Below are 22,176 nucleotides of genomic sequence, written 5' to 3' on the forward strand. Positions count from 1 at the left end.
TCCGTACCAAGGGTGAGCGCCCTGATCCGATCAGGGTCTGACCAGCAGCTGGAAGTCGAACGCGTACCGTGACGCCCGGTAGACGTGGGTGCCGTACTCGACCGGTCTGCCCGTGTCGTCGTACGCCGTGCGCTGCATCGTCAGGAGCGCCGCGCCCTCCTTCTCGTCGAGGCGGGACGCCTCCTCGGCGGTGGCGGCGCGGGCGCCGATGGTCTGGTGGGCACTGTGCAGGGTGATGCCCGCCGAGCGCATCATCCGGTACAGGCCGGTCGCCTCCAGCCGGGCGGTGTCGAGGTCGAGCAGGCCCGCCGGCAGGTAGTTGCAGAGGAAGGCCACGGGCTGGCCGTGGGTGAAGCGCAGCCGCTCCAGGACCGTGACCTCGCCGCCCTCCGCGATGCCGAGGGCCGCCGCCACGTCGGGGGCCGCCGGTACGAGCTCGTTGCGCACGACCTGGGTGGTCGGACCCTGTCCGGCCTCCTCCAGGTCGTCGTACAGACTGCTGAGCTCCAGCGGCCGCTTGACCTGACTGTGCACGACCTGCGTGCCGACCCCGCGACGGCGCACCAGCAGCCCCTTGTCGACCAGGGTCTGGATGGCTTGCCGGACCGTCGGCCGGGACAGGCCGAGGCGCACGGACAGGTCGATCTCGTTGCCCAGGAGGTTTCCCGGGGCGAGGACCCCGTGCTCTATCGCCGCCTCCAGCTGCTGGGCGAGCTGGTAGTACAGCGGTACCGGACTGCCCCGGTCCAGGGCGAAGTCCAGGGAGCCGAGAGCCGGGGTGGTGGTCTCGGCACGGCCGTAACCACGGTTCTTCGCCATGGACGTACCTCCGTCGCAAGAGTCTGGAACGGCTGGGGTCACAGGTGCCGGCGGCGGTCGGTGACCTGGCGGTCGTACGCCTCGCGGGCCCGCAGGGCCGCCTCGCGGGAGGCGACCTCGGCGACGGGCACATCCCACCAGGCCTCGGCCGGCAGAGCGGCGGGCGCCGGGTCGGTCTCGACGTACACGCACGTCGGCCGGTCGCAGGCGCGGGCCGCGGCCAGCGCCTCGCGCAGCTCGCGCACGGTCTTGGCGCGCAGCACGTCCATGCCGAGGCTGGCCGCGTTGGCGGCGAGGTCCACCGGCAGCGGGGCGCCGCTGAAGGTGCCGTCGGCGGCCCGGTAGCGGTAGGCGGTGCCGAAGCGCTCGCCGCCCACCGACTGCGACAGACCGCCGATGGAGGCGTAACCGTGGTTCTGGACCAGGACCAGATTGACGGGCAGGCCCTCCTGGACGGCGGTGACGATCTCGGTCGGCATCATCAGATAGGTGCCGTCGCCGACGAGGGCCCATACGGGCGTGTCGGGCTCGGCCTGCTGGACGCCGATCGCGGCCGGGATCTCGTAGCCCATGCAGGAGTAGCCGTACTCGAGGTGGTACTGGCGCGGCGAGCGGGCGCGCCAGAGCTTGTGCAGATCGCCGGGGAGCGAGCCGGCGGCGTTGATGACAACGTCGTCGTCCCCGACGACCGCGTCCAGGGCACCGAGCAACTGGGTCTGGGTCGGTACGGCGTTCTCGTCGTCGGCGCGGTAGACGGCCTCGACGACCTGCTCCCAGCGGTCCTTGCCGGTGCGGTACTCGTCCACGTAGGCGGGGGAGACACGGTGACCGGCGAGCGCCTCGGTGAGGGCCGCGAGGCCGGCCCGCGCGTCGCAGACGACAGTGCGCGCCGCCAGCTTGTGCGCGTCGAACGCCGTGATGTTGAGGTTGAGGAACCGGACGTCCGGGTTCTGGAAGAGCGTGCCGGAGGCGGTGGTGAAGTCGGAGTACCGTGTGCCGACACCGATCACCAGGTCCGCGGTGCGGGCCATGTCGTCGCAGACCGCCGTGCCGGTGTGGCCGATCCCGCCGAGGTCGGCGGGGTGGTCGTACCGCAGGGATCCCTTGCCCGCCTGGGTCGAGGCGACCGGGATGCCGGTGGCGTCCACCAGCGCCCGCAGCGCCTCCTCGGCCTCGCTGTGGTGCACCCCGCCGCCCGCGACGATCAACGGGCGTGCGGCGGCGCGGACGGCGTGCACGGCCTCCGCCAGCTCGGAGGGGTCGGGTGCGGGCCGCCGTACGTGCCAGACGCGGTCGGCGAAGAACTCCTCGGGCCAGTCGTACGCCTCCGCCTGCACGTCCTGCGGCAGGGCGAGGGTGACGGCGCCGGTCTCGGCCGGGTCGGCGAGCACACGCAGGGCGTTCAGCGCGGACGGGATCAGCGCGTCGGGGCGGGTGATCCGGTCGAAGAAGCGGGAGACCGGGCGCAGGGTGTCGTTGACGGACACGTCGGCCTCGGTCGGGTGCTCCAGCTGCTGGAGCAGCGGGTCGGCGGGGCGGGTGGCGAAGTAGTCGCCGGGCAGCAGCAGGACCGGCAGACGGTTGATCGTCGCCAGGGCCGCGCCGGTGACGAGGTTCGTGGCGCCGGGGCCGATGGAGGTCGTGACCGCCTGCGCGGAGAGCCGGTTGAGCTGCCGGGCGCGGCCGACGGCCGCATGGACCATGGCCTGCTCGTTGCGGCCCTGGTGGTACGGCATCGCGTCCTCGCCCGCTTCGAGGAGCGCCTGCCCGATGCCGGCCACATTGCCGTGGCCGAAGATGCCCCAGGTGCCGGCGATCAGCCGATGACGTACGCCGTCCCGTTCCGTGTACTGGGCGGACAGGAACCGCACCAGCGCCTGGGCGACGGTCAGGCGGCGGCTGGTGGAGTGGCTCATCGGGACCTCACGGGGAATCGGGACCTCACGGGGAAGGGACGGGGCACGGGAAGCCGGCAGGTCATGGGAAGTGCCTCCGCATCACAGCAGGCACACGGCCGTGTCCACCGCCGACTCGACCTCGCCCTCGGCCGGGTAGAGCAGCGAGCGGCCGACGACCAGCCCCTGGACCGTGGGCAGGCGCAGCGCCTCCCGCCAGCGCTCGTACGCGCCTTCCTGGTCGTCGACCTCGCCGCCCAGCAGAACGGCGGGCAGGGTGGACGTCTGAAGGACCTCGGCCATGTCGTCCGGGTCGTGGGTGACGGGGAGCTTCAGCCAGGTGTAGGCGGAGGTGCCGCCCAGCCCGGACGCGATGGCGATGGAGCGGGTGACGGCCTCGGCGGACAGGTCGTTGCGGACCGTCCCTTCGACGCGGCGGGAGACGAAGGGCTCGATGAACACGGGGAGCCGGTTGGCCGCCATCTCGTCGACGGCGCGGGCCGTCGACTCCAGCGTGGTGAGGGAGCCCGGGTCGTCGTAGTCGATGCGCAGCAGCAGCTTGCCGGCGTCGAAGCGGAGACGGGCCAGGTCCTCGGGGCGGTGGCCGGTGAAGCGGTCGTCGAGTTCGAAGGAGGCGCCCTGAAGGCCGCCCCGGTTCATCGAGCCCATCACGACCTTGTCGTCGAGCACGCCGAGCAGCAGCAGGTCCTCCAGGATGTCGGCGGTACCGAGCACACCGTCGACGCCGGGCCGGGACAGCGCGATGCACAGGCGCTCCAGCAGGTCGGCGCGGTGGGCCAGGGCGAGCGGGCGTCCGCCGGCGCCGAGCGCGCCGCGGGCCGGGTGGTCGGCGGCCACGATCATCAGCCTGCCGGAGCCGCCGAGGAGCGGCCGGCGGATCCGGCGGGTGGCGGCTTCGGCGACCGCTTCCGGATGCCGGGCCCTGACCGCGGTGAGCTCGGGGATGGTGAGGGGCAAGGGACGCTCCGTTCAGGGTTCAGCCGTCTACGAGGAGGGGTTCGACCTCCGAACCGCCGAGGAACTTTCCGAAGGTCTCCACATGCCCCAGGGGTACGCCGCACTGCAGCGGGTAGAGATCGACTCCGATGCGGCCCATCGTGATCACATCGAAGGGCTGCGCTGTTTCGGCCATGTGCGACGCTCCTGGAGCTGTGCTGGGGGTGTGGGTCCCGAGGGGCCCGCCGCCTCTCAGATGTTGGGCTCGGAGGCCGGCGCTGTCAATGTTTTGTACTTACATTCGGACCTGATCGTGAAATGATGTCTTAACAAAGTATTGACAGCGGCCGCATCAAGGGGTGGAATCCCGTCCCAACGCAAGCAAGCCGCGATGCGCGGCGCACCACCCGGACTTTGCTATCCAGGGGCTTCGGATCACCGTGATCCGCCTTCCCTTTCCCCCGTCGCACAGTGAGGTGCAGGAAAGATGGACCGCTCTTCGCACTCCCGCTCCCGCAGATTCGCCCCCGTCGTGGCCGTGGCCGCGGCAGCGGCCCTGACCCTCGCGGGCTGCTCCAGCAGCTCCGGCGGCAAGAAAGCCGAGGAGAGCGCGGGAGGCGCCTCCGCGGGCAAGGCGACCACTCCGCAGATGACGGTCGCCCTGGTGACCCACCAGTCGCCCGGTGACACCTTCTGGGACATCGTCCGCAAGGGCGCCGAGGCCGCAGCGGCCAAGGACAACGTCAAGCTGGTCTACTCGGCCGACCCGAACGCGGGCAACCAGGCCAACCTGGTGCAGAACGCGATCGACCAGAAGGTCGACGGCATCGCCATCACGCTGGCCAAGCCGGACGCTCTGAAGGACGTCGTGGCCAAGGCGAAGGCGGCCAACATACCCGTCGTCGGCCTCAACTCCGGTGTGAGCGAGTGGCAGAAGCTCGGCCTCATGGAGTTCTTCGGCCAGGACGAGGTCGTGGCCGGCGAGGCGCTCGGCAAGAAGCTCAACGAGGCCGGCGCCAAGAAGGCCGTCTGTGTCATCCAGGAGCAGGGCAACATCGGCCTCACCCAGCGCTGCGACGGTGTGAAGAAGACGTTCTCCGGCTCGACCGAGACGCTGTACGTCAACGGAACCGACATGCCGTCCGTGAAGTCGACGATCACCGCCAAGCTCAAGCAGGACAAGGCCATCGACTACGTGGTCACGCTCGGCGCCCCGTTCGCGCTGACCGCGGTGCAGTCGGTGGACGACGCCGCCAGCAAGGCGAAGATCGCCACCTTCGACCTCAACAAGGCGCTGACCGGAGCCATCAGCAGCGGCTCGATCCAGTTCGCGGTCGACCAGCAGCCCTACCTCCAGGGCTACCTGGCGATCGACTCGCTGTGGCTCTACAAGAACAACGGCAACTACATGGGCGGCGGTGAGCAGCCGGTGCTGACCGGTCCGGCCTTCGTCGACAAGTCCAACGTCGACGCCGTCGCGCAGTTCGCCGCGAAGGGCACTCGGTGATCGGCATGACCCAGCAGGCTGAGCCGGCGGTGACCACACCGCCGGCCTCCGGCCCGAAGGAGACCGACGGGCGGACCGCGCAGCGCCCCCTGGTGCTGCGGCTGCTCGCCCGTCCCGAGGTGGGGGTCTTCCTCGGTGCGTTGGCCGTGTATGTGTTCTTCCTCGTCGAGGCGCCGCCGGTGCGTGACGGCAGCTCGATGGCGAACATCCTGTACCAGTCCTCGACGATCGGGATCATGGCGCTGCCCGTGGCGCTGCTGATGATCGGCGGGGAGTTCGACCTGTCGGCCGGTGTCGCGGTGATCACCTCCGCGCTCACCGCGAGCATGTTCAGCTATCAACTGACCGTGAACGTATGGGTCGGCGTGATCGTCGCACTGGCCGTGTCCCTGGGGATCGGCTTCCTCAACGGCTGGATGGTGGTCAAGACCGGGCTGCCCAGCTTCCTGGTCACCCTGGGCACCTTCCTGATCCTCCAGGGTGTCAACCTGGCGGTGACCAAGCTGGTCACCACCAACGTGGCCACCGACGACATCAGCGACATGGACGGTTTCAGCCAGGCGAAGAAGATCTTCGCGTCGTCCTTCGAGATCGGCGGCGTCCAGATCAAGATCACCATCTTGTACTGGCTGGTGTTCGCCGCGCTGGCCACCTGGGTGCTGCTGCGCACCAGGTACGGCAACTGGATCTTCGCGGTGGGCGGCAACAAGGAGTCCGCGCGAGCGGTCGGTGTGCCGGTGAAATTCACCAAGATCTCGCTGTTCATGCTGGTCGGCTTCGGCGCCTGGTTCGTGGGCATGCACCAGCTGTTCACCTTCAACACCGTCCAGTCCGGCGAGGGCGTGGGCCAGGAGCTGATCTACATCTCCGCGGCGGTGATCGGCGGCTGTCTGCTGACCGGCGGCGCCGGTTCCGCGATCGGCCCGGTCTTCGGCGCGTTCATGTTCGGCATGGTGCAGCAGGGCATCGTCTACGCCGGCTGGAACCCGGACTGGTTCAAGGCCTTCCTCGGCGTGATGCTGCTCGGCGCCGTCCTGATCAATCTGTGGGTCAGCCGTACGGCGACCCGGAGGTGACCCGATGACTTCCACCAACAAAGCCGGCACCCACGGGACCGTCCTCGAGGACACCGTCGCCGCCCAGGACGGCGCGATCGTCGAACTGCGCAACGCGGGCAAGTCGTACGGCAACATCCGCGCCCTGCACGGCGTCGACCTCAAGGTCCACCCCAGCCGGGTCACCTGTGTGCTCGGTGACAACGGCGCCGGCAAGTCAACCCTCATCAAGATCGTCTCGGGTCTGCACCAGCACACCGAGGGCGACTTCCTCGTGGACGGCCGGCCGGTCCGCTTCAACTCCCCCCGCGAGGCCCTCGACAAGGGCATCGCGGCCGTCTACCAGGACCTCGCCACCGTGCCGCTGATGCCGGTGTGGCGCAACTTCTTCCTCGGGTCGGAGATGACCAAGGGCCCCTGGCCCGTCCGCCGTCTCGACATCGAGAAGATGAAGCAGACCGCCGACGGCGAACTGCGCAACATGGGCATCGTCCTCGACGACCTGGAGCAGTCCATCGGCACGCTGTCCGGCGGCCAGCGCCAGTGCGTGGCGATCGCGCGCGCGGTGTACTTCGGTGCCCGCGTCCTGATCCTGGACGAGCCGACCGCCGCCCTCGGCGTCAAACAGTCCGGCGTCGTGCTGAAGTACATCGCCGCCGCCCGCGACCGTGGCCTCGGCGTCATCTTCATCACCCACAACCCGCACCACGCCTACATGGTGGGCGACCACTTCAGCGTGCTGCGTCTGGGCACCCTCGAACTGTCCGCCGACCGCAGCCAGGTCAGCCTGGAGGAACTGACCAACCACATGGCCGGCGGCGCCGAACTCGCCGCGCTCAAGCACGAGTTGGCCGCCGTCCGGGGTGTCGACGTGGAGGAGCTCCCCGACGAGAAGGACCTCACGGCGCCGGAGTCGGCCCCGCCCGAAGGGACCTCCTGAACTCCCGCCTGCCACTTGACGCCATGCACGCTCCCCCAAGCTATTCGAGCAGGGGGGACCCCCCTCGCCGCACCGTTCGGCCCGGCGGTGTGGCGTGGAGTGCTGTGCGAACCGCCCTCCGGTGTCCCGGAGTTGGGACCGGTGCTGATGGCCGCCCAGACACTCGGCGTCGAGCTGTTCGCGATCGTCGAGCAGGACATGTCCCCCTGCGAGCCGGAGCGGCCGCTGCCGATCGCGGTGCGCACACGCACGTTCCTGAGGTCCTGCGGGGCGTGAACGCCGGAGTGCCCGCGCGCCCCTGCCGACAGGCGGCGGTGTGTGGGCACTCCTATGCTGGTGGTGATGGCCGCACCCGGCCGCGGGTGGGTGATGGGCCCCGCCCGGGCTGTGCCCAGTGGCGCGAGTGTGGTGTGCGGTGCGTGTCTCCTCACAGGGGAGTGGGCCCATGACACACCCGTGCACTCGACCGCGCCTGCGCAGGGTGGCCGTCGTCGCCACCGTGGTGGGGGTTCTGCTGGCGCAGGCCGCGGCCGGGACCGCCGTGGCGCTGCCGTCCTCATCCGAATCCGCCTCCGTCGCCTCCGCCGCCCGCCAGCCCTCACCGTCTCCCTCCGGGGACGACGTCCGCGAACTCACGCCCGACGTGAAGCGGGAGCTCGACCTCACCGTGCAGCGGGTCATGAGGCAGGCGAAGGTCCCCGGGGTGACCGTCGGCATCTGGACGCCCGACAAGGGCGAGTACGTGAAGTCCTTCGGCATCGCCGACAAGAACACCGGCGAGCCGATGTCCCCGGACCTGTACATGCGGATCGGCAGCGAGACCAAGACGTTCACCGTCACGGCGCTGCTGGAACTGGTCGACCAGGGCAGCATCAGCCTGGACGACACGATCGACAAGTACGTCGACGGCGTGCCGAACGGCGGCAAGATCACCCTGCGTCAACTGGCCGGCATGCGCAGCGGGTTGTTCAACTACTCCCAGGACGAGGGCTTCTTCAAGGCGCTGACGTCCAATCCCAGGCGCCCGTTCACCCCGCAGGAACTGCTCGGCTACTCCTTCAGACACCCCGTGATGTTCCCGCCCGGCCAGCAGTTCTACTACTGCAACACGAACCTGATCCTGCTCGGCCTGGTCGTGGAGAAGATCTCCGGGCAGACGCTCGCGGACTACATCCACGACACCGTCCTCGAACCGGCCGGCATGAACCACACCCTCTTCCCGACCGGCGCGGAGTTCCCCCGGCCGCACTCGCAGGGCTACACCGACCAGACCGCGAACGGCCAGGTCGAGGACGCCGCGACCTGGAACCCCTCCTCGGCCTGGGCGGCCGGAGCCATGATCTCCGATCTGCAGGACCTGCGCGTGTGGGCACGCACGGTGGCCACGGGCCAACTGCCCGACGGGGACACGCTGATCAGCCCCGCCACGCAGAAGCAGCGGCTGACGTTCCCGCCGACGCCGATGCCCGGCACCGGGTACGGCCTCGGGATCTTCGATGTGCAGGGCTGGATCGGCCACAATGGTTCCCTGCCCGGTTACGAGTCCCTGACGGTCTACATGCCGTCGGAGCAGGCGACCCTCGTCGTGGTGCTGAACACCGACATCGACTACAAGGGCCAGGAACCCAGCACCCTGTTCGGCGACGCCATCACACGGATCATCTCCCCGGACCACATCTTCGACCTGCCGGCGCAACCCGCGGCCAGATGAAGCGCATTGCGCGCACCGCGCGCTGCTCCCGCAGGGACCGGGTCCCCGCGGGAGCAGCCGTTCGTCAGAGGGAGCGGACCTCGTCGATACGCACCGGCCGGTGCTCGTGCAGCGACAGCGTGCACGCCTCCGCGATCCAGCCCGCCTCCAGGGCGTCCGCGACCGTGCACGGCGAGGGCCGCCGACCCGCCGCCACCTCGGTGAATGCGGTGAGTTCGGCGCGGTAGGCCTCGGTGAAGCGGTCCATGAAGAAGTCGTGCGGGGTGCCGGCCGGGAAGGTCACGCCGGGCTCTACGGAGCGCAGCGGCAGCTTGTCCTCCAGACCGACGGCGATGGAGTCCTGGAAGCCGTGGATCTCCATGCGCACGTCGTAACCCCGGGCGTTGTGGCGGCTGTTGGAGACCACCGCGATCGTGCCGTCGTCCAGGGTGAGGACCGCGCCGGTGGTGTCGGCGTCGCCCGCCTCCTTGATGAAGTCCGCGCCCCGGTTGCCGCCGACGGCGTAGACCTCGGTGACCTCGCGGCCCGTCACCCAGCGGATGATGTCGAAGTCGTGCACCGAGCAGTCCCGGAAGATGCCGCCGGAGGAGGCGATGTACGCGGCAGGGGGCGGCGCCGGGTCCAGCGTGGTCGACCGTACGGTGTGCAGCGTGCCCAGCTCGCCGCTCTGCACGGCGGCCCGGGCGGCCACGAACCCGGCGTCGAAGCGGCGGTTGTAGCCGATCTGGATCGGGACGTCGGAAGTCTCGACCGCCTTGAGCACCTGTACGCCCTCGCTCATGGTCCTGGCGACGGGCTTCTCGCAGAAGACCGGGATGCCGGCCTCGACGGCGGCCAGGATCAGGCCGGGGTGGGCGTCCGTGGCGGCGGCGACCACCACACCGTCCACCCCGGCGGCGAGCACCGCCTCGGGCGAGTCCGCGACCTCGCCGCCGAACCGCTCGGCGGCCGACTTGGCGGCGTCCGCGAACGGGTCGGCGAGTAGGAGCGACTCGACCGCGTCGAGTCCGGAGAGGGTCTCGGCGTGGAAGGCGCCGATGCGGCCGAGGCCGAGGATGCCGATACGCATGGGTTCCGCTGCTTTCCGTATGTGGTTGCTGTTCGTTGCCGGGGCTCTGCCTCAAACCCCGTTGCCCTTCGGGCCCGTCCTCCATCGCCGGACGGGCTTCCGTGATTCAGTCCAGCCCGCCCAGCACGTTCTGGTCCCAGTCGATCACCGAACCGGTGACCACGCCCGACCGGTCCGACAGGAGGAAGACGACGAAGTCGGCGATCTCGTCCGGTTGGCCCAGCCTGCCCATCGGCAGCCCGGCGGCCGCCTGTTCGCGCCAGTCGTCGCCCGCGGCGTGAAAGGTCCGCTGCGTCGCGTCCTCGCCCTCGGTCGCGGTCCAGCCGATGTTCAGCCCGTTGATCCGGATCCGGTCCCAGCGGTGCGCGTGCGCGGCGTTGCGGGTCAGGCCGACCAGCCCGGCCTTGGCGCAGACGTATGGCGTCAGGAACGGCTGCCCGCCGTGTGCCGAGGACGTGATGATGTTGACGATCGTGCCGGGCGCCTCCCGTGCCACCATGTCCGCGACCGCGGCCTGCATGGCGAAGAACGGCGCCCTGAGGTTGATCGCGATGTGCTGGTCGAACAGCTCGGGCGTCGTGTCCAGCAGCGTCCCCCGCGACGTCAGCCCGGCGGAGTTCACCAGAGAGTCGACACGGCCGTACGCCGCGACCACCTCGGCCACCGAGGTCTTCGCCCGGCCGGGGTCGGAGAGGTCGGCGCGTACGAACATCGCCTTGCTCCCGGCGGCCGTCAGCTCGGCCACCAGCGCCTCGCCCGGCTCCGGGCGCCGCCCGGTCACGGCCACCACCGCGCCTTCGCGGGCCGCGGCCCGCGCGACGGCGGCACCGACCCCCTGGCTGCCGCCGTTGACGAGGACGACCTTGTCGTCGAGAAGTCCCATGGACGGACGGTTCCTTTCAGCTCCGGCGCCGCTCGGCGCAGGCCCGCAGTGCGTCCCGCAGCACGTCTGCGGTCCATGACTCGCGCAGTGCCCGCCGTACGACGTCGGCCTGGGACGGCGGGGCGAGACCCTCGACCGGCGGATCGCTGTCGAGGTTGGTGGGGAAGGGGTAGCCCTCGGCGCTCGCGGCGATCACCTGCTCCAGCCACTCCTCGCCCGCGCCCTCGGCCCGGCGCCGGAGCAGCACGGGGAAGACGGCGTTCACGACCGCCTCACGGTCCACCGTCTCCATCGCCCGACAGAACGCGGAGGAGACCTGGAGGAGGTTGGCCATGCGCCGGATGTCCGCGGAGCGGTTGGTGCCCGCGGCGTGGAACAGCGCGGGGTTGAAGAAGACCGCGTCGCCCTTGGCCAGCGGGAGCTGGACGTGGTGGGTCTCGAAGTACGCCTGGAACTCGGGCAGTCGCCACGCCAGGTATCCGGGCTCGTACGACTGCGAGTGGGGCAGGTACATCGTCGGGCCGGACTCCACCGGCATGTCGCAGTGCGCGACCGCGCCCTGGAGCGTGAGCGCGGGGGAGAGGCGGTGCGCGTGCGCGGGATAGGCGGCCGCGGCCTCGGTGGACAGGAACCCCAGGTGGTAGTCGCGGTGTGCGGTCTGGGCCCGGCCGCCCGGGTTGACCACGTTGACCTGTGAGGTGATCTGGTAGCGGGGCCCCAGCCAGGCGGCCGAGACCAGGGCGAGGACGTCGTTGGCGTAGTAGCCGGCGAACGCCTCGGGGTCGTACAGGGCGGCCTTCTCCAGGGCGTTCCAGACGCGGTCGTTGGCGCCGGGCCTGGCGAAGTGGTCGCCGGCGCCCGCGCCCGAGGAGCGCTGCTCGGCGATCAGGGCGTCGAAGACGTCGGTGAGCCGGTCGACTGCGTCCGCCCGGGGGAAGGCGCCCTTGAGGACCACGATGCCGGGCCCGTCGGCGAGGGCGTGGACCAGTTCGGCCTGGACGTCACGGCGGTCCGCGGCGGCACGGATGCGCTCGCTGTCGTAGACGAGGACGTTCCGTTCCACGGACGCGGCGTACGGGTGGTCGGCGAGGTCGGTGGTGCGCTCGACGTGCTCACGGAAGGCGGCGAGGTCGCAGTCCCGCTCGGCGAGCCAGGTCCGGCGCTGGACGGAGGCGAAGGACATCGTCGGTCCTCTCGGTGGCAGGGGCGGCAACGGGGGTCGCCCGGCTTCCGGCGGGCGACTCCGTGCTGTCATTCTTGTCAGTACAAACCCGTCGAACAACCAGCAGGAAGCCATCAAAAACCCCTCAAGGAGCCCCCGTATGGGCCATCCCTTCCCGATCCGGGAGATCGCACGTCAGGCGGGCCTGAGCGAGGCCACCGTCGACCGGGTCCTCAACGGCCGCGGAGGGGTGCGGGAGAGCACCGCCCGGGAGGTCCGGCAGGCCATCACCGACCTGGACCGGCAGCGCACCCAGGTCCGGCTCGTCGGCCGTACCTTCATGGTCGACATCGTGATGCAGACTCCGGAACGGTTCTCCACCGCCGTACGGGCCGCCCTGGAGGCCGAACTGCCGGCGCTGCACCCGGCCGTCGTGCGCTCGCGGTTCCACTTCCGGGAGACCGGCCCGGTGCGGGAGCTGACCGGGACCCTGGACCGGATCGCCCGGCGCGGCTCGCAGGGCGTGATCCTCAAGGCCCCGGACGTCCCCGAGGTCGCCGCCGCGGTCGGCCGGCTGACCGCGGCGGGCATACCCGTGGTGACCCTGGTGACCGACCTGCCCTCCACCGCGCGCCTCGCCTACGTCGGCATCGACAACCGGGCCGCCGGGGCGACCGCCGCGTATCTGATGGGCCAGTGGCTCGGCGACCGGCCCGGCAATGTGCTCACCAGCCTCAGCAGCGGCTTCTTCCGCAACGAGGAGGAGCGCGAGATGGGCTTCCGCAGCGCCATGCGCGCCCGGCATCCGGAGCGCATGCTGGTGGAGATCGCCGAGGGCCAGGGCCTGGACGCCACCCAGTACAACCTCGTCCGGGCGGCGCTGGAACGCGACCCGGAGATCCGGGCGGTGTACTCGATCGGCGGCGGCAACATCGCCACCCTGCGCGCCTTCGAGGACCTGGGCCGCGGCTGCGCGGTGTTCATCGCGCACGACCTCGACCACGACAACACCCGGCTGCTGCGCGAGAGGCGGCTGTCCGTGGTCCTCCACCACGATCTGCGCCAGGACATGCGCGAGGCCTGCCACATCGTGATGCGCGCCCATGGTGCCCTGCCGCCGGCCGGCCCGACACTGCCGTCGGCGATCCAGGTGGTGACGCCGTACAACATGCCGTCGCAGACGACGACCGTGTGACACCTGACGGCACATCGGGGCGCGGCCCGGGCGTGTTCCCGCTCCCGCGGGTCCGGGCTTCCTACCGTCGTGCGTATGTGGAAATCGACCCCCGACGGCGGGCCCGAGCGGTTGCTGGCACTCGCCGACGGCGTGTACGCCATCGCCATCACCCTGCTCGTCCTGGATCTGTCGGTGCCTCGGGGCCTGAGCTCCTCGGAGTACCGGGACGCGCTCAGCGAGCTCCTGCCGAACCTCGGGGCCTATGGGCTGAGCCTGTGGGTGCTGGGGGAGTACTGGCGCGGCCACCGCAGCATCTTCCGGAGCGTGCGGCAGGTGGACGCGCAGGTGATCGGGCTGTCCGTGCTGGGCCTGGGGGTCGCGGCACTCGTGCCCTTCCCCACCAAGCTGGTCGCGGAGTACGCCACCGAGCCCGCGTCGGTCGCCATCTACGCGGCGGCGGTCGCCGCACTCGGCGCCACCCACCTCGCGCTGCTCCTGGTCCTGGCCCGGCGTCCCTGGCTGCGGGGCGAACCGACCCCCGAACCCGCACCCGCTCCGGGCACCACCCTCTACGCCGTCGATCTCGGCAGCACCGTGGTGATCTTCCTCCTCACCATCCCCCTGGCCCTGACGTTCGGATCGGTGGCCATGCTGTGGTGGCTCGTCATGATCCCGACCAAGATCGTCATCGGGCGATGGGGCAGGGCGACCACCGGGACGACCGGCTGAGCCGGGCTGCCGTCACGAGGTCCCTTCCACATCCACCCACGCGCGGCTCCGGGCGGACCGCTCCATCGCGTCCAGTACGGCGGCGCTGTGCACGGCGTCCCGCAGGGTCGCCCCGTGCGGCGTGCCCTCGGCGACGGACCGCAGGAAGCGACAGGCCTCGACGACCTTGAGGTCGTCATAGCCCATGGCGTTCGCCGCGCCCGGCTGGAACGCGCCGAACTCGCCGTCGCCCGGGCCGACGTACACCGTGCTGACGGGCTGGTCCTGGTAGTCCGTGCCGCGGCTGACGCCGAGCTCGTTCATCCGGCGGAAGTCCCAGAACACCGCGCCCCGGGTGCCGTGCACCTCGAAGCCGTAGTTGTTCTGCTCGCCGACCGAGACCCGGCAGGCCTCCAGGACACCGCGGGCGCCGGAGGCGAAGCGCAGCAGGCAGCCGACGTAGTCCTCGTTCTCGACCGGGCCGAGCTCACCGCCCGCGGCACGCGAGTGACCCGCGGTCGCGGCGGTGGGGCGGGCCCGCTCGGGCAGAAAGACGGCGGTGTCGGCGGTCAGGGACGTGATGTCGCCGAGCAGATACCGGGCCAGGTCCGCGCCGTGCGAGGCGAGGTCGCCGAGCACTCCGCTGCCGCCGCGCTCCCGCTCGTACCGCCAGGTCAGCGCGCTGTCGGGATGGGCCGCGTAGTCGCTGAACAGCCGCATGCGGACATGGGTGACCGTGCCGATCGAGCCGGAGGCGATCAGCTCACGGGCCGCCTCGACGGCGGGCGCGTTGCGGTAGTTGAAGCCGACCGCTCCCTGGACGCCCGCCTCGGCGACGGCGTCGGCGACCGCACGGGCGTCGGCCGCCGTCAGGCCCACCGGCTTCTCGATCCAGATGTGTTTGCCGGCCCCGGCCATCGCGACACCGATCTCACGGTGCAGGAAGTTGGGGGCGGTGATGCTCACCGCCTGCACCCGGGGATCCGCCGCCACCTCGCGCCAGTCACGGGTCGTCGAGGCGAACCCGAACTGCGCGGCGGCCTGTTCGGCCCGGCCGGGTACCTCCTCGGCGACCGTCACCAACCGCGGACGCAGCGGAAGATCCGGGTAGTGGTGCAGGACACGGGCGTACGCCTGGGTGTGCACCCGGCCCATCCAGCCGAACCCGACGACGGCGACACCGAGCGCATCCACCATGACAGCCCTTCTCTGGCGCTTTTGGACCGGTCCACAACCTGTCCAGGTCACCCTGAGCTTCATAACGAGTGGTGTCAACCCCTTTGACAACCCGGCGTGCCCCATGGAACGGTCCAGAACATGAAACCGCCGACCATCCGCGACGTGGCCGAACACGCCGGCGTCTCCAAGTCGCTGGTGTCGCTGGTGCTGCGCGGCTCCGCCCAGGTGCGGCCGGAGAAGCGGGAGGCGGTGCTGCGTTCCGTACGCGAACTCGGCTACCGCCCGAACGCGGCGGCGCGCAGCCTCAGCGAGCAGCGCACCCGCACCGTCGGCGTCCTCCTCCACGACCTGCGCAATCCCTGGTACGTGGATCTCCTCGACGGACTGAACCCGCTGCTGCACGACCACGGCCTGCACATGCTGCTGGCCGACGCCCGGCTGAGCCGTCGTACCGGACAGGATCTGACCGGCCCGTTCCTGGACCTGCGGGCCGACGGCCTGGTCGTGGTCGGCACGCTGCCCGACCCGGCCGCCCTCGGCGCGGTGGCCGAGCGGATGCCGGTCGTGGTGGCCGGCGCCCGCGACCCGGTTCCGCCCGGTGTCGACGTCGTCGCGGGTGACGACGAGCAGGGCACGCGACTGGTCACCGAGCACCTCGTCGGCCTCGGCCACCGCCGTATCGCGCACCTTGCGGGCTACGGAGCCGTCGGAGAACTGCGCCGCCGCAGCTTCGAGGCGACCATGCGGGGCCACGGCCTCGGCGCCGAAGCGGCCGTCGAGTCCTGCGACATGACGGAGGAGGGCGGCTACCGCGCCACCGTCCGTCTGCTCGGCCGCCCGGTGCGGCCCACCGCCGTGATCGCCGTCAACGACATCGCCGCCGTCGGCGCGCTGTCGGCCGCCGGGGAACTCGGCCTGCGCGTTCCGCACGACCTGTCCGTGACCGGCTACGACAACACGAGCATCTCGCGGCTGCGCCATCTGTGGCTGACCACCGTCGACAACGCGGGGCACGAGGTCGGCCGCCGCGCCGCGCGCTGCCTCCTCGACCGTATCGAGGCGCCCGGGGGAGCGGGGCGCGTCCAACTGGCGGCGCCCGCGCTGGAGATCCGCGGGACCACGGGAGCGCCGCCTACAGGTTGATGGCGTACACCTTGCGCAGCGTCTCGTGCACCGTCCAGGTCGTACGGTCGCCCGCCCGCAGCACGGCCATGTCGCCGGGCCCGACGGTCAGCGTCGGCCCGTCCGCCACCTCGATGGTCGCGGAACCGCCGAGCACCACGAACAGTTCGTCCGCCTCGGTGTCGGTGACCACCCCCGGGGTGATCTGCCAGATGCCCCGGATCCGGCGGCCGTCCGCCGACTCCCAGACGACCCTTCCGCTCACCTCCGGTGTCCCGGAGACGATCTGCTCCGGGGCGAGGGGCTCGGGTTCGAGCTCGGCGTCGGGGACATGGAGGGCGAAGCTGTGGGTCATACGGCGACCCTAGCGAGATCGTTCCCCGCCAGGACGCCGACAGAGTGTGCGGTACCGGCCCCGGTGACAGGACACTTCGTCGCGCCGGGGACACCCTGGTGAACGCCGTCCGGCAGGCCGACAGCCACGTCGGATCGACCGCATGAGGTAGGGTTCACCTGCGTGTTCCCACGAGTCACCGTGGCACCGCACCGGGACGTGGCGCAGCTTGGTAGCGCACTTGACTGGGGGTCAAGGGGTCGCAGGTTCAAATCCTGTCGTCCCGACAGCCGAACCGGCTGTCTGTCCGGGACAGGGCCTTGGACCACTTCGGTGGGACAAGGCCCTCGGTCGTTTTCCGGGCCGCTCCTCGCGCCGACGCGACGCGGGCGCTCCAGGCGTAGATTGAAAAGTGCCGGCCGCGAGGGCCGGAGCAGTTCCTGGACGTGGTGAGCGCGATGACCGGAGGGATCCTGCCCCGGGGGCCCGGGACCCTCACGCCCGACACGCTGACGGCCGACCCGTACAACGCCCAGACCCCCGCGGTCGCGCTCGCCGAATGGATCACGCCCGTGGACGCGTTCTTCGTCCGCGCTCACTTCGCAGTCCCGCGGCTGGAGCCGGGGAGGTGGCGGCTGCGCCTCGGCGGTCTGGTCGGGGCACCCTGCGAGGTCCGGTACGACGAGCTGCCGGCGCTGGGGATGCGGGAGCTCGACGTCGTGCTGGAATGTGCCGGGAACGGACGCGGCCGGATGACCCCGCCACCGCCGGGACTGCCCTGGGGCGAGCGGGCGGTGGGCTGTGCACGGTTCGGCGGTGTGCCGTTCCGGGCGGTCGCCGCGCGGGCCCGGCCGGACCCGCGGGCGGTGGAGTTCGTGTTCACCGGAGCGGACGCCGGCGACGAGCACGGCCGGAGCGTGGCCTTCGAACGCAGTCTGCCGCTGGAGGTCGCGCTGCACCCGGACACCCTGCTGGCCACCCATATGAACGGTGAACCGCTCGCCCCCGTCCACGGGGCCCCGGTGCGCCTGGTGGTGCCGGGCCGGTTCGGGGTGGCCGATGTGAAGTGGCTCGTCGGGGCCCGGGCCGTGGCCGAACCGTTCACCGGGGTGTTCCAGACCGACGAGTACGTCTACCGCGACGCCCGCGGCGGTACGGCCGACGGCCCGGTCACCACCCTGCGCGTCAAGTCGCTGATCACCGCCCCGGAGCCGGAGGCGGTCCTCGCGCTCGGCACCGCGGTGACCGTCCGCGGCTGGGCCTGGTCGGGCGGTGTACCCGTGCGGCTGGTCCAGGTCCGGGCGGACGACGACGCATGGCACCGGGCCCGCCTCGACCGCCCGAGCGGACCGTATGCATGGACGGGGTGGTCGCTGCGCTGGACCCCGCGGCGGACCGGGCACCACCGGCTGCAGGCCCGCGCGAGTGACGCGCACGGCGAGACACAGCCGCTGCGGGCTCCGTGGAACGCCCAGGGCTACGGCTGCAACGCGGCGGCCGGCGTGGACGTGCTGGTCCGGCGACGGTCCGGCCGGCCGGGGGACGCGGGACAGCCCGACTGACGACGAGTTCGAGAGCGGGGCCGACATGGACGAGTACGAGATCGGGATCGTCACCACCGCCCCGCTCGGCGACACCAGCTACCTCCTGGTCAGCGGTGACGAGGCCGCCCTGGTCGATCCCCAGCGGGACTGCTGGGGGCTGCTCGCGGACTGCGACGCACGCGGGGTGCGGGTCCGGTACGTCCTGGAGACACATGTGCACAACGACTACGTCTCCGGTGCCCTGGAGGTACGGGCCGCCACCGGCGCCACCGTGGCCGGACCCGCCCGGGCCGCCTACGCCTTCGAGCATCTTCCCCTGGCCGAGGACGACGAGATCACCGTCGGGGAATTGCTGGTCCGGGCCATGGAGACGCCCGGCCACACCGCCGAGCACACCTCGTACCTGGTCCTCGGCGACCGCGAGCGCGACCCGAGGGCCGTGTTCACCGGCGGCAGCCTGCTGGTCGGCAGCTCGGGCCGCACCGATCTGTCGGGCGAGGAACGGACCGAGAGCCTCGCCCACGCACAGTTCCGGTCGCTGCGACGGCTGGCCCTGCTGCCGGACGGCACCCGGGTACTGCCCACCCACGGGGCCGGCAGCTCCTGTGCCGCCGGGCCGGCATCGGGGGAACGGACGACGACGGTGGGCGCGGAGCGGCGCGCCAATCCGGCGCTGGCGGTGGACGAGGAGGAGTTCGTCAGCGAGCGGTTCGGGCTGCCCCCGTACCCGGCGTACTACCGGCACATGGCCTCGATCAACCGCGCCGGGCCCACCGTGCTCGGAGGTCCGCCCCGCGGCGCCCGGCCGCTCACGCCGGAGACCGTGGCCCGGCTGACCGGCGGCGGGGCGCTGGTGGTCGACGCCCGTGACCGCCGGACGTTCGCCCGGGCGCATCTGCCCGGATCGCTCTGCGACGAACTGGACGACGGCTTCGCCGGCCTGGTCGGGCAGGTCGTGCCCTTCGGCACACCCCTGGTCCTGGTCCTCCCGGAACCGGCGGGCGAGGCAGCGGCCGAAGCGGTGACCCAGTTGCTGCGGATCGGCTACGAGCGGGTCGAGGGCTATCTGGACGGCGGCATCGAATGCTGGCAGGCCGAGGGCCGCCCGGTCGGTTCCTTCCGTACCGCGGACCCCGCCGACCTGCTCGCGCTCCTCGCGCGCGGCGCCCCGGTGCGCATCCTCGACGTCCGGTCCCCGAACGAGCCCGGAACCGTACCGGGAGCACTGGCCATTCCGGTCGGCGAACTGCCCCGGCGGCTCGCCGAGATCCCCCGGGACCGCGAGGTGTGGACGGTCTGCAGTCGCGGGCGCCGCGCGGCCGCCGCGGCCAGCCTCCTCGACCGGGCCGGCATCCCGGTCACCGCGGTGGTCAGGGGCGGCGCACACGACCTGATACAGCCGATCATTGAAGGGAGAGCAGGATGAGTACGAACGGTTACGCACATCCGGAGACGCTGGTCGACACGGAGTGGCTGGCAGGCCATCTGACCGACAGGACACTGCGGATCATCGACGTCGACGAGGACACCAGCGCCTACGACAGCGGCCACATCCCCGGCTCCGTCGGCTGGAACTGGACGACCGACCTGCACACCGAGGTCGGCCGGGAGTACGTCGACCGCGTCGGCCTCGCAGAACTTCTCGGCGCGGCCGGCGTGGCGGACGACACCACCGTCGTGCTGTACGGCGGCAACAACAACTGGTTCGCCGCCTACGCCTACTGGGTCCTGCGGCTGCGCGGCTTCGAGAAGGCGAAGCTGCTCGACGGGGGCCGCAAGAAGTGGGAGCTGGAGAGCCGCCCGATGACACGGGAGACCGTGGACCATCCGCGCACCTCCTTCGAGGTGACCGGGCCGGCCCACCCCGAGATCCGTGCCCTGCGCGACGAGGTGCTGGCCAAGGAGGAAACCGGCATCGGCCTGGTCGACGTACGTTCCCCCGAGGAGTTCCGGGGCGAGAAGCTGGCGCCTCCACACCTTCCGCAGGAACAGGCGCAGGTGCCGGGCCACATTCCGCACGCGGCGAACATCCCCTGGGCGCAGGCCGCCAACGACGACGGGACGTTCAAGTCGGCGGCGCAACTGCGCGACCTGTACGAGGCCAAGGGCATCACCCCGGACAGCGAGGTCATCGCGTACTGCCGTATCGGCGAACGCTCCTCGCACACCTGGTTCGCCCTGCACGAGCTGCTCGGCTACCCGGACGTCAAGAACTACGACGGCTCCTGGACCGAGTACGGCTCGCTGGTGGGTGTGCCCGTGGAGATGGGGTGAACCCGGCCCGGCCGACGGCCACTTGATGAACGGCCCGGCGGAGGGTCTGCCGCCGGGCCGTTGACCGGACCGTCGGTGTCAGCAGGCCCGTGAGCGCGCGGTGTCTTTCCCTATACGGCCTTCAGGATCAGGCAGGCCGCGGCCGCCCCGCCGAGCACCGCGACCAGCTTGACGAGGCTGAAGGCGACCACCGTCCACGCCACCATGCCGAGGAGACCGAGCACGAGCAGCACGGCCAGGAGCGGGGCGAGCCGGGACACCTGGCTGAACAGCTGGGAAGGCTCGGTGACGGACGGGTTCGGCTGCTTGCCGTCACGGATGTACTCCGCGACGGCCGGGAGGTGCTGTGCGGTGAGCCCGGCGCCATGACCGCCGTCGAGATGGAGGAACTGGACCGTGCCGGAGGGGGTGACGTCGAAGCCGGCGAACCCGCCGAGCCCGATGTCGCGCATGCCGAGCCCGCGCAGACCGCTGCACAGCCATCCGACCGGTTTGTCCCTGGAACCACAGGCGTTGACCAGAGTCGCGATCTGCAGCCGGTCGGCGAAGTCGCGCCAGCCGAACTCCCGCGGCAGCACGCTGCCGGCGAGGTACACCCGGTCGAAGCGCAGGGTCCGCACCTGGCGCAGGGACTGGCCGAACATATAGGTGCCGTTGCTGTGACCCACGAAGTGGATCCGCGCGTCCGGGTGGCGGGCGAACTGGTAGCTGTACTGGTCCTGGAACCAGCGCAGCGTTCGCCGACGGCTCACCGGAAACGCGAAGTTGAACGCCGACAGCCATCCGTAGGAGGCGGTGACCACCAGGGTCCGGCTCGTGGTTCCGTTCTGCAGCGCCCGTTCGAGGTCGGTGACCCAGCTGTTGATCCCGGCGCGGATGCCGTGGAGCAGGAACACGATGTCGGTCACCTCGGCCTCCTGCTCGGGCAGCGCCGCCGGCTCGGTGATCTCGACCGTGCCGAGGACGGCCCGGCGCAGGATGTCGTACCGCTGTCCCTCTCTGTCCTGGGGGACCTTGGACACCTTCATGATGTCCCGGTGGTCGGCCTGCGGGATGTAGAGGTCGGCCCCGGTCGCCCGGCCCTCGACGTCCCTGCTGTCCTCCGGCCGCACCAATGGGTCGGCGGCGCCGCGCACCTGGACCACCAGCGGTGCCTCGGCGCCCAGTTCGTTGAACAGCCTGATCCACTCCAGCCGGAGGTCGGTCATGAAGGCGGCACCGGCGAGGAGTTCGAGCGCGGCGAACCTGCGGAACGTGCCGGCCGCCATGATCGCGGCGACACGGGTCGGCCCATTGAGCCGGGACGGCGGGACGCCTCGGTTGGGAGCGGCGAGCAGCACGATCCGGGTCACCTGGTGGACCCACGCCGACCGATGGCCGTCCAGACGGCCGCGCCCGCACAGGTAGGCGTAGCGCAGCAGTACCCCGCCGGCACTGTGACCGACGAGGACGATCTCGCGGGCGCGTCCGCCCTCCGCCCACAGGGCGCCGATGCGTTGGTTGAGCGTGTCGGCCAGAACGGCGAGTGAGCCGCGCGTCAACGGCCTGATCCAGTCCGGGTACACCCAGACCTCGTCGTCGGCGTGCCCCGGCTCGGCCTGCAGCTTCTCGAACAACTCGTCGGCGTCGTGGCGCTTTTCGATCAGTCCTCCGACGTACACGATCAGCCGACCGCCGCCGGAGACGGACGCATCCGTCATGCCGTTCCCCCGTTCATCCGCCCGACGGGCGATCCCCCTCGTCCGGACGGGCCCTCAGTGGCGTGGTCGCGGACGTCACCCTCCCCCCCAACTGGAGAGCACGACCCCCCCCCCCAGGGCGCGCTCGGTGGCGAGCCCCA

The 22,176-nt window shown here is 71.1% G+C and carries 19 protein-coding genes, 1 tRNA gene and 2 pseudogenes; 12 read left to right on the forward strand and 10 right to left on the reverse strand.

The window, feature by feature from the left end:
• Nucleotides 1-30: 30 nt before the first annotated feature.
• The 4 genes and pseudogenes from F7R91_RS13770 to F7R91_RS13785 form a co-directional block, all read right to left on the reverse strand.
• Complete coding sequence (locus F7R91_RS13770; RefSeq protein WP_150948123.1) at nucleotides 31-819, reverse strand: GntR family transcriptional regulator; 789 nt, start codon at nucleotides 817-819, stop codon at nucleotides 31-33.
• Between the two features lie 38 nt (nucleotides 820-857).
• Nucleotides 858-2,735: a 3D-(3,5/4)-trihydroxycyclohexane-1,2-dione acylhydrolase (decyclizing) gene (iolD, locus tag F7R91_RS13775; RefSeq protein ID WP_150948125.1), complete on the reverse strand. Its 1,878-nt coding sequence runs from the start codon at nucleotides 2,733-2,735 to the stop codon at nucleotides 858-860.
• Nucleotides 2,736-2,816: 81 nt separating this feature from the next.
• Complete coding sequence (locus tag F7R91_RS13780; protein ID WP_150948127.1) at nucleotides 2,817-3,692, reverse strand: Cgl0159 family (beta/alpha)8-fold protein; 876 nt, start codon at nucleotides 3,690-3,692, stop codon at nucleotides 2,817-2,819.
• Nucleotides 3,693-3,741: 49 nt separating this feature from the next.
• A pseudogene (locus tag F7R91_RS13785) lies at nucleotides 3,742-3,867 on the reverse strand (5-dehydro-2-deoxygluconokinase); the annotation flags it as partial.
• Nucleotides 3,868-4,158: 291 nt separating this feature from the next.
• On the opposite strand from F7R91_RS13785, the gene F7R91_RS13790 reads away from it, so the two are divergent.
• The 5 genes and pseudogenes from F7R91_RS13790 to F7R91_RS13810 all read left to right on the forward strand — a co-directional run bounded on the left by F7R91_RS13790 (nucleotide 4,159) and on the right by F7R91_RS13810 (nucleotide 8,884).
• Complete coding sequence (locus tag F7R91_RS13790; protein ID WP_150948129.1) at nucleotides 4,159-5,178, forward strand: sugar ABC transporter substrate-binding protein; 1,020 nt, start codon at nucleotides 4,159-4,161, stop codon at nucleotides 5,176-5,178.
• Nucleotides 5,178-6,254: an ABC transporter permease gene (locus F7R91_RS13795; protein WP_191971495.1), complete on the forward strand. Its 1,077-nt coding sequence runs from the start codon at nucleotides 5,178-5,180 to the stop codon at nucleotides 6,252-6,254. The genes F7R91_RS13790 and F7R91_RS13795 overlap by 1 nt, the downstream gene beginning before the upstream one ends.
• Before the next feature lie 4 nt (nucleotides 6,255-6,258).
• Nucleotides 6,259-7,173 (forward strand): ATP-binding cassette domain-containing protein, encoded by a 915-nt coding sequence (locus F7R91_RS13800; RefSeq protein WP_150948133.1) that lies wholly within the window; start codon nucleotides 6,259-6,261, stop codon nucleotides 7,171-7,173.
• Between the two features lie 72 nt (nucleotides 7,174-7,245).
• A pseudogene (locus F7R91_RS13805) lies at nucleotides 7,246-7,449 on the forward strand (2-keto-myo-inositol dehydratase); the annotation flags it as partial.
• A gap of 169 nt (nucleotides 7,450-7,618) precedes the next feature.
• Complete coding sequence (locus F7R91_RS13810) at nucleotides 7,619-8,884, forward strand: serine hydrolase domain-containing protein (protein WP_150948134.1); 1,266 nt, start codon at nucleotides 7,619-7,621, stop codon at nucleotides 8,882-8,884.
• A gap of 64 nt (nucleotides 8,885-8,948) precedes the next feature.
• Here the strand turns inward: F7R91_RS13810 and F7R91_RS13815 are convergent, their stop codons facing one another.
• The 3 genes from F7R91_RS13815 to F7R91_RS13825 form a co-directional block, all read right to left on the reverse strand.
• The gene (locus F7R91_RS13815) at nucleotides 8,949-9,953 is read right to left on the reverse strand and encodes a Gfo/Idh/MocA family protein (RefSeq protein WP_150948136.1); all 1,005 of its coding nucleotides are present in this window, start codon (nucleotides 9,951-9,953) and stop codon (nucleotides 8,949-8,951) included.
• Nucleotides 9,954-10,059: 106 nt separating this feature from the next.
• The gene (locus F7R91_RS13820; RefSeq protein WP_150948138.1) at nucleotides 10,060-10,836 is read right to left on the reverse strand and encodes an SDR family oxidoreductase; all 777 of its coding nucleotides are present in this window, start codon (nucleotides 10,834-10,836) and stop codon (nucleotides 10,060-10,062) included.
• 16 nt (nucleotides 10,837-10,852) lie between these two features.
• A complete protein-coding gene (locus F7R91_RS13825; protein ID WP_150948140.1) occupies nucleotides 10,853-12,019 on the reverse strand; it encodes a phytanoyl-CoA dioxygenase family protein in 1,167 nt (388 codons plus the stop codon).
• A 139-nt stretch (nucleotides 12,020-12,158) separates the two neighbouring features.
• Between F7R91_RS13825 and F7R91_RS13830 the strand changes: the two genes are divergently transcribed.
• Both F7R91_RS13830 and F7R91_RS13835 read left to right on the forward strand, forming a co-directional pair.
• Nucleotides 12,159-13,193, forward strand: coding sequence for a LacI family DNA-binding transcriptional regulator (locus F7R91_RS13830; RefSeq protein ID WP_150948142.1), 1,035 nt, complete (start codon nucleotides 12,159-12,161; stop codon nucleotides 13,191-13,193).
• Between the two features lie 75 nt (nucleotides 13,194-13,268).
• Nucleotides 13,269-13,904, forward strand: coding sequence for a TMEM175 family protein (locus tag F7R91_RS13835; RefSeq protein WP_191971475.1), 636 nt, complete (start codon nucleotides 13,269-13,271; stop codon nucleotides 13,902-13,904).
• A gap of 12 nt (nucleotides 13,905-13,916) precedes the next feature.
• Here F7R91_RS13835 and F7R91_RS13840 read toward each other — a convergent pair whose 3' ends face one another.
• On the reverse strand, nucleotides 13,917-15,080 hold the full coding sequence (locus tag F7R91_RS13840; RefSeq protein ID WP_150948144.1) for a Gfo/Idh/MocA family protein: 1,164 nt from the start codon (nucleotides 15,078-15,080) through the stop codon (nucleotides 13,917-13,919).
• A gap of 120 nt (nucleotides 15,081-15,200) precedes the next feature.
• Here F7R91_RS13840 and F7R91_RS13845 point away from each other — a divergent pair, with 120 nt between their 5' ends.
• Nucleotides 15,201-16,205, forward strand: a complete 1,005-nt coding sequence (locus tag F7R91_RS13845) for a LacI family DNA-binding transcriptional regulator (RefSeq protein ID WP_150948145.1) — start codon at nucleotides 15,201-15,203, stop codon at nucleotides 16,203-16,205.
• On the opposite strand, the gene F7R91_RS13850 is transcribed toward F7R91_RS13845, so the two are convergent.
• Complete coding sequence (locus F7R91_RS13850) at nucleotides 16,195-16,539, reverse strand: cupin domain-containing protein (RefSeq protein WP_150948147.1); 345 nt, start codon at nucleotides 16,537-16,539, stop codon at nucleotides 16,195-16,197. The genes F7R91_RS13845 and F7R91_RS13850 overlap by 11 nt on opposite strands.
• Nucleotides 16,540-16,731: 192 nt before the next feature.
• On the opposite strand from F7R91_RS13850, the gene F7R91_RS13855 reads away from it, so the two are divergent.
• From F7R91_RS13855 to F7R91_RS13870, 4 genes are all read left to right on the forward strand, one after another.
• A tRNA-Pro gene (locus tag F7R91_RS13855) sits at nucleotides 16,732-16,805 on the forward strand.
• A gap of 171 nt (nucleotides 16,806-16,976) precedes the next feature.
• Nucleotides 16,977-18,080: a molybdopterin-dependent oxidoreductase gene (locus F7R91_RS13860; protein ID WP_150948149.1), complete on the forward strand. Its 1,104-nt coding sequence runs from the start codon at nucleotides 16,977-16,979 to the stop codon at nucleotides 18,078-18,080.
• Between the two features lie 25 nt (nucleotides 18,081-18,105).
• Nucleotides 18,106-19,488, forward strand: coding sequence for an MBL fold metallo-hydrolase (locus F7R91_RS13865; RefSeq protein ID WP_150948151.1), 1,383 nt, complete (start codon nucleotides 18,106-18,108; stop codon nucleotides 19,486-19,488).
• On the forward strand, nucleotides 19,485-20,336 hold the full coding sequence (locus tag F7R91_RS13870) for a sulfurtransferase (protein ID WP_150948152.1): 852 nt from the start codon (nucleotides 19,485-19,487) through the stop codon (nucleotides 20,334-20,336). Before F7R91_RS13865 ends, F7R91_RS13870 begins: the two co-directional genes overlap by 4 nt.
• 110 nt (nucleotides 20,337-20,446) lie before the next feature.
• Here F7R91_RS13870 and F7R91_RS13875 read toward each other — a convergent pair whose 3' ends face one another.
• Nucleotides 20,447-22,036 (reverse strand): esterase/lipase family protein, encoded by a 1,590-nt coding sequence (locus tag F7R91_RS13875; protein WP_150948154.1) that lies wholly within the window; start codon nucleotides 22,034-22,036, stop codon nucleotides 20,447-20,449.
• Nucleotides 22,037-22,176: the final 140 nt, after the last annotated feature.

Origin of the sequence: Streptomyces luteolifulvus, assembly GCF_008806595.1 — a bacterium.
GTDB classification, from domain to species: Bacteria; Actinomycetota; Actinomycetes; order Streptomycetales; family Streptomycetaceae; genus Streptomyces; species Streptomyces luteolifulvus.

What these genes read in the sequence shown, in the direction of transcription:
- F7R91_RS13810 (WP_150948134.1), top strand. Translation starts at nt 7,619, where the DNA reads ATGACACACCCGTGCACTCGACCGCGCCTGCGCAGGGTGGCCGTCGTC.
- F7R91_RS13815 (WP_150948136.1), bottom strand. Translation starts at nt 9,953, where the DNA reads ATGCGTATCGGCATCCTCGGCCTCGGCCGCATCGGCGCCTTCCACGCC.
- F7R91_RS13845 (WP_150948145.1), top strand. Translation starts at nt 15,201, where the DNA reads ATGAAACCGCCGACCATCCGCGACGTGGCCGAACACGCCGGCGTCTCC.
- F7R91_RS13800 (WP_150948133.1), top strand. Translation starts at nt 6,259, where the DNA reads ATGACTTCCACCAACAAAGCCGGCACCCACGGGACCGTCCTCGAGGAC.
- F7R91_RS13835 (WP_191971475.1), top strand. Translation starts at nt 13,269, where the DNA reads ATGTGGAAATCGACCCCCGACGGCGGGCCCGAGCGGTTGCTGGCACTC.
- F7R91_RS13830 (WP_150948142.1), top strand. Translation starts at nt 12,159, where the DNA reads ATGGGCCATCCCTTCCCGATCCGGGAGATCGCACGTCAGGCGGGCCTG.
- F7R91_RS13770 (WP_150948123.1), bottom strand. Translation starts at nt 819, where the DNA reads ATGGCGAAGAACCGTGGTTACGGCCGTGCCGAGACCACCACCCCGGCT.
- F7R91_RS13870 (WP_150948152.1), top strand. Translation starts at nt 19,485, where the DNA reads ATGAGTACGAACGGTTACGCACATCCGGAGACGCTGGTCGACACGGAG.
- F7R91_RS13790 (WP_150948129.1), top strand. Translation starts at nt 4,159, where the DNA reads ATGGACCGCTCTTCGCACTCCCGCTCCCGCAGATTCGCCCCCGTCGTG.
- iolD (WP_150948125.1), bottom strand. Translation starts at nt 2,735, where the DNA reads ATGAGCCACTCCACCAGCCGCCGCCTGACCGTCGCCCAGGCGCTGGTG.
- F7R91_RS13820 (WP_150948138.1), bottom strand. Translation starts at nt 10,836, where the DNA reads ATGGGACTTCTCGACGACAAGGTCGTCCTCGTCAACGGCGGCAGCCAG.
- F7R91_RS13860 (WP_150948149.1), top strand. Translation starts at nt 16,977, where the DNA reads ATGACCGGAGGGATCCTGCCCCGGGGGCCCGGGACCCTCACGCCCGAC.
- F7R91_RS13840 (WP_150948144.1), bottom strand. Translation starts at nt 15,080, where the DNA reads ATGGTGGATGCGCTCGGTGTCGCCGTCGTCGGGTTCGGCTGGATGGGC.
- F7R91_RS13875 (WP_150948154.1), bottom strand. Translation starts at nt 22,036, where the DNA reads ATGACGGATGCGTCCGTCTCCGGCGGCGGTCGGCTGATCGTGTACGTC.
- F7R91_RS13865 (WP_150948151.1), top strand. Translation starts at nt 18,106, where the DNA reads ATGGACGAGTACGAGATCGGGATCGTCACCACCGCCCCGCTCGGCGAC.
- F7R91_RS13850 (WP_150948147.1), bottom strand. Translation starts at nt 16,539, where the DNA reads ATGACCCACAGCTTCGCCCTCCATGTCCCCGACGCCGAGCTCGAACCC.
- F7R91_RS13825 (WP_150948140.1), bottom strand. Translation starts at nt 12,019, where the DNA reads ATGTCCTTCGCCTCCGTCCAGCGCCGGACCTGGCTCGCCGAGCGGGAC.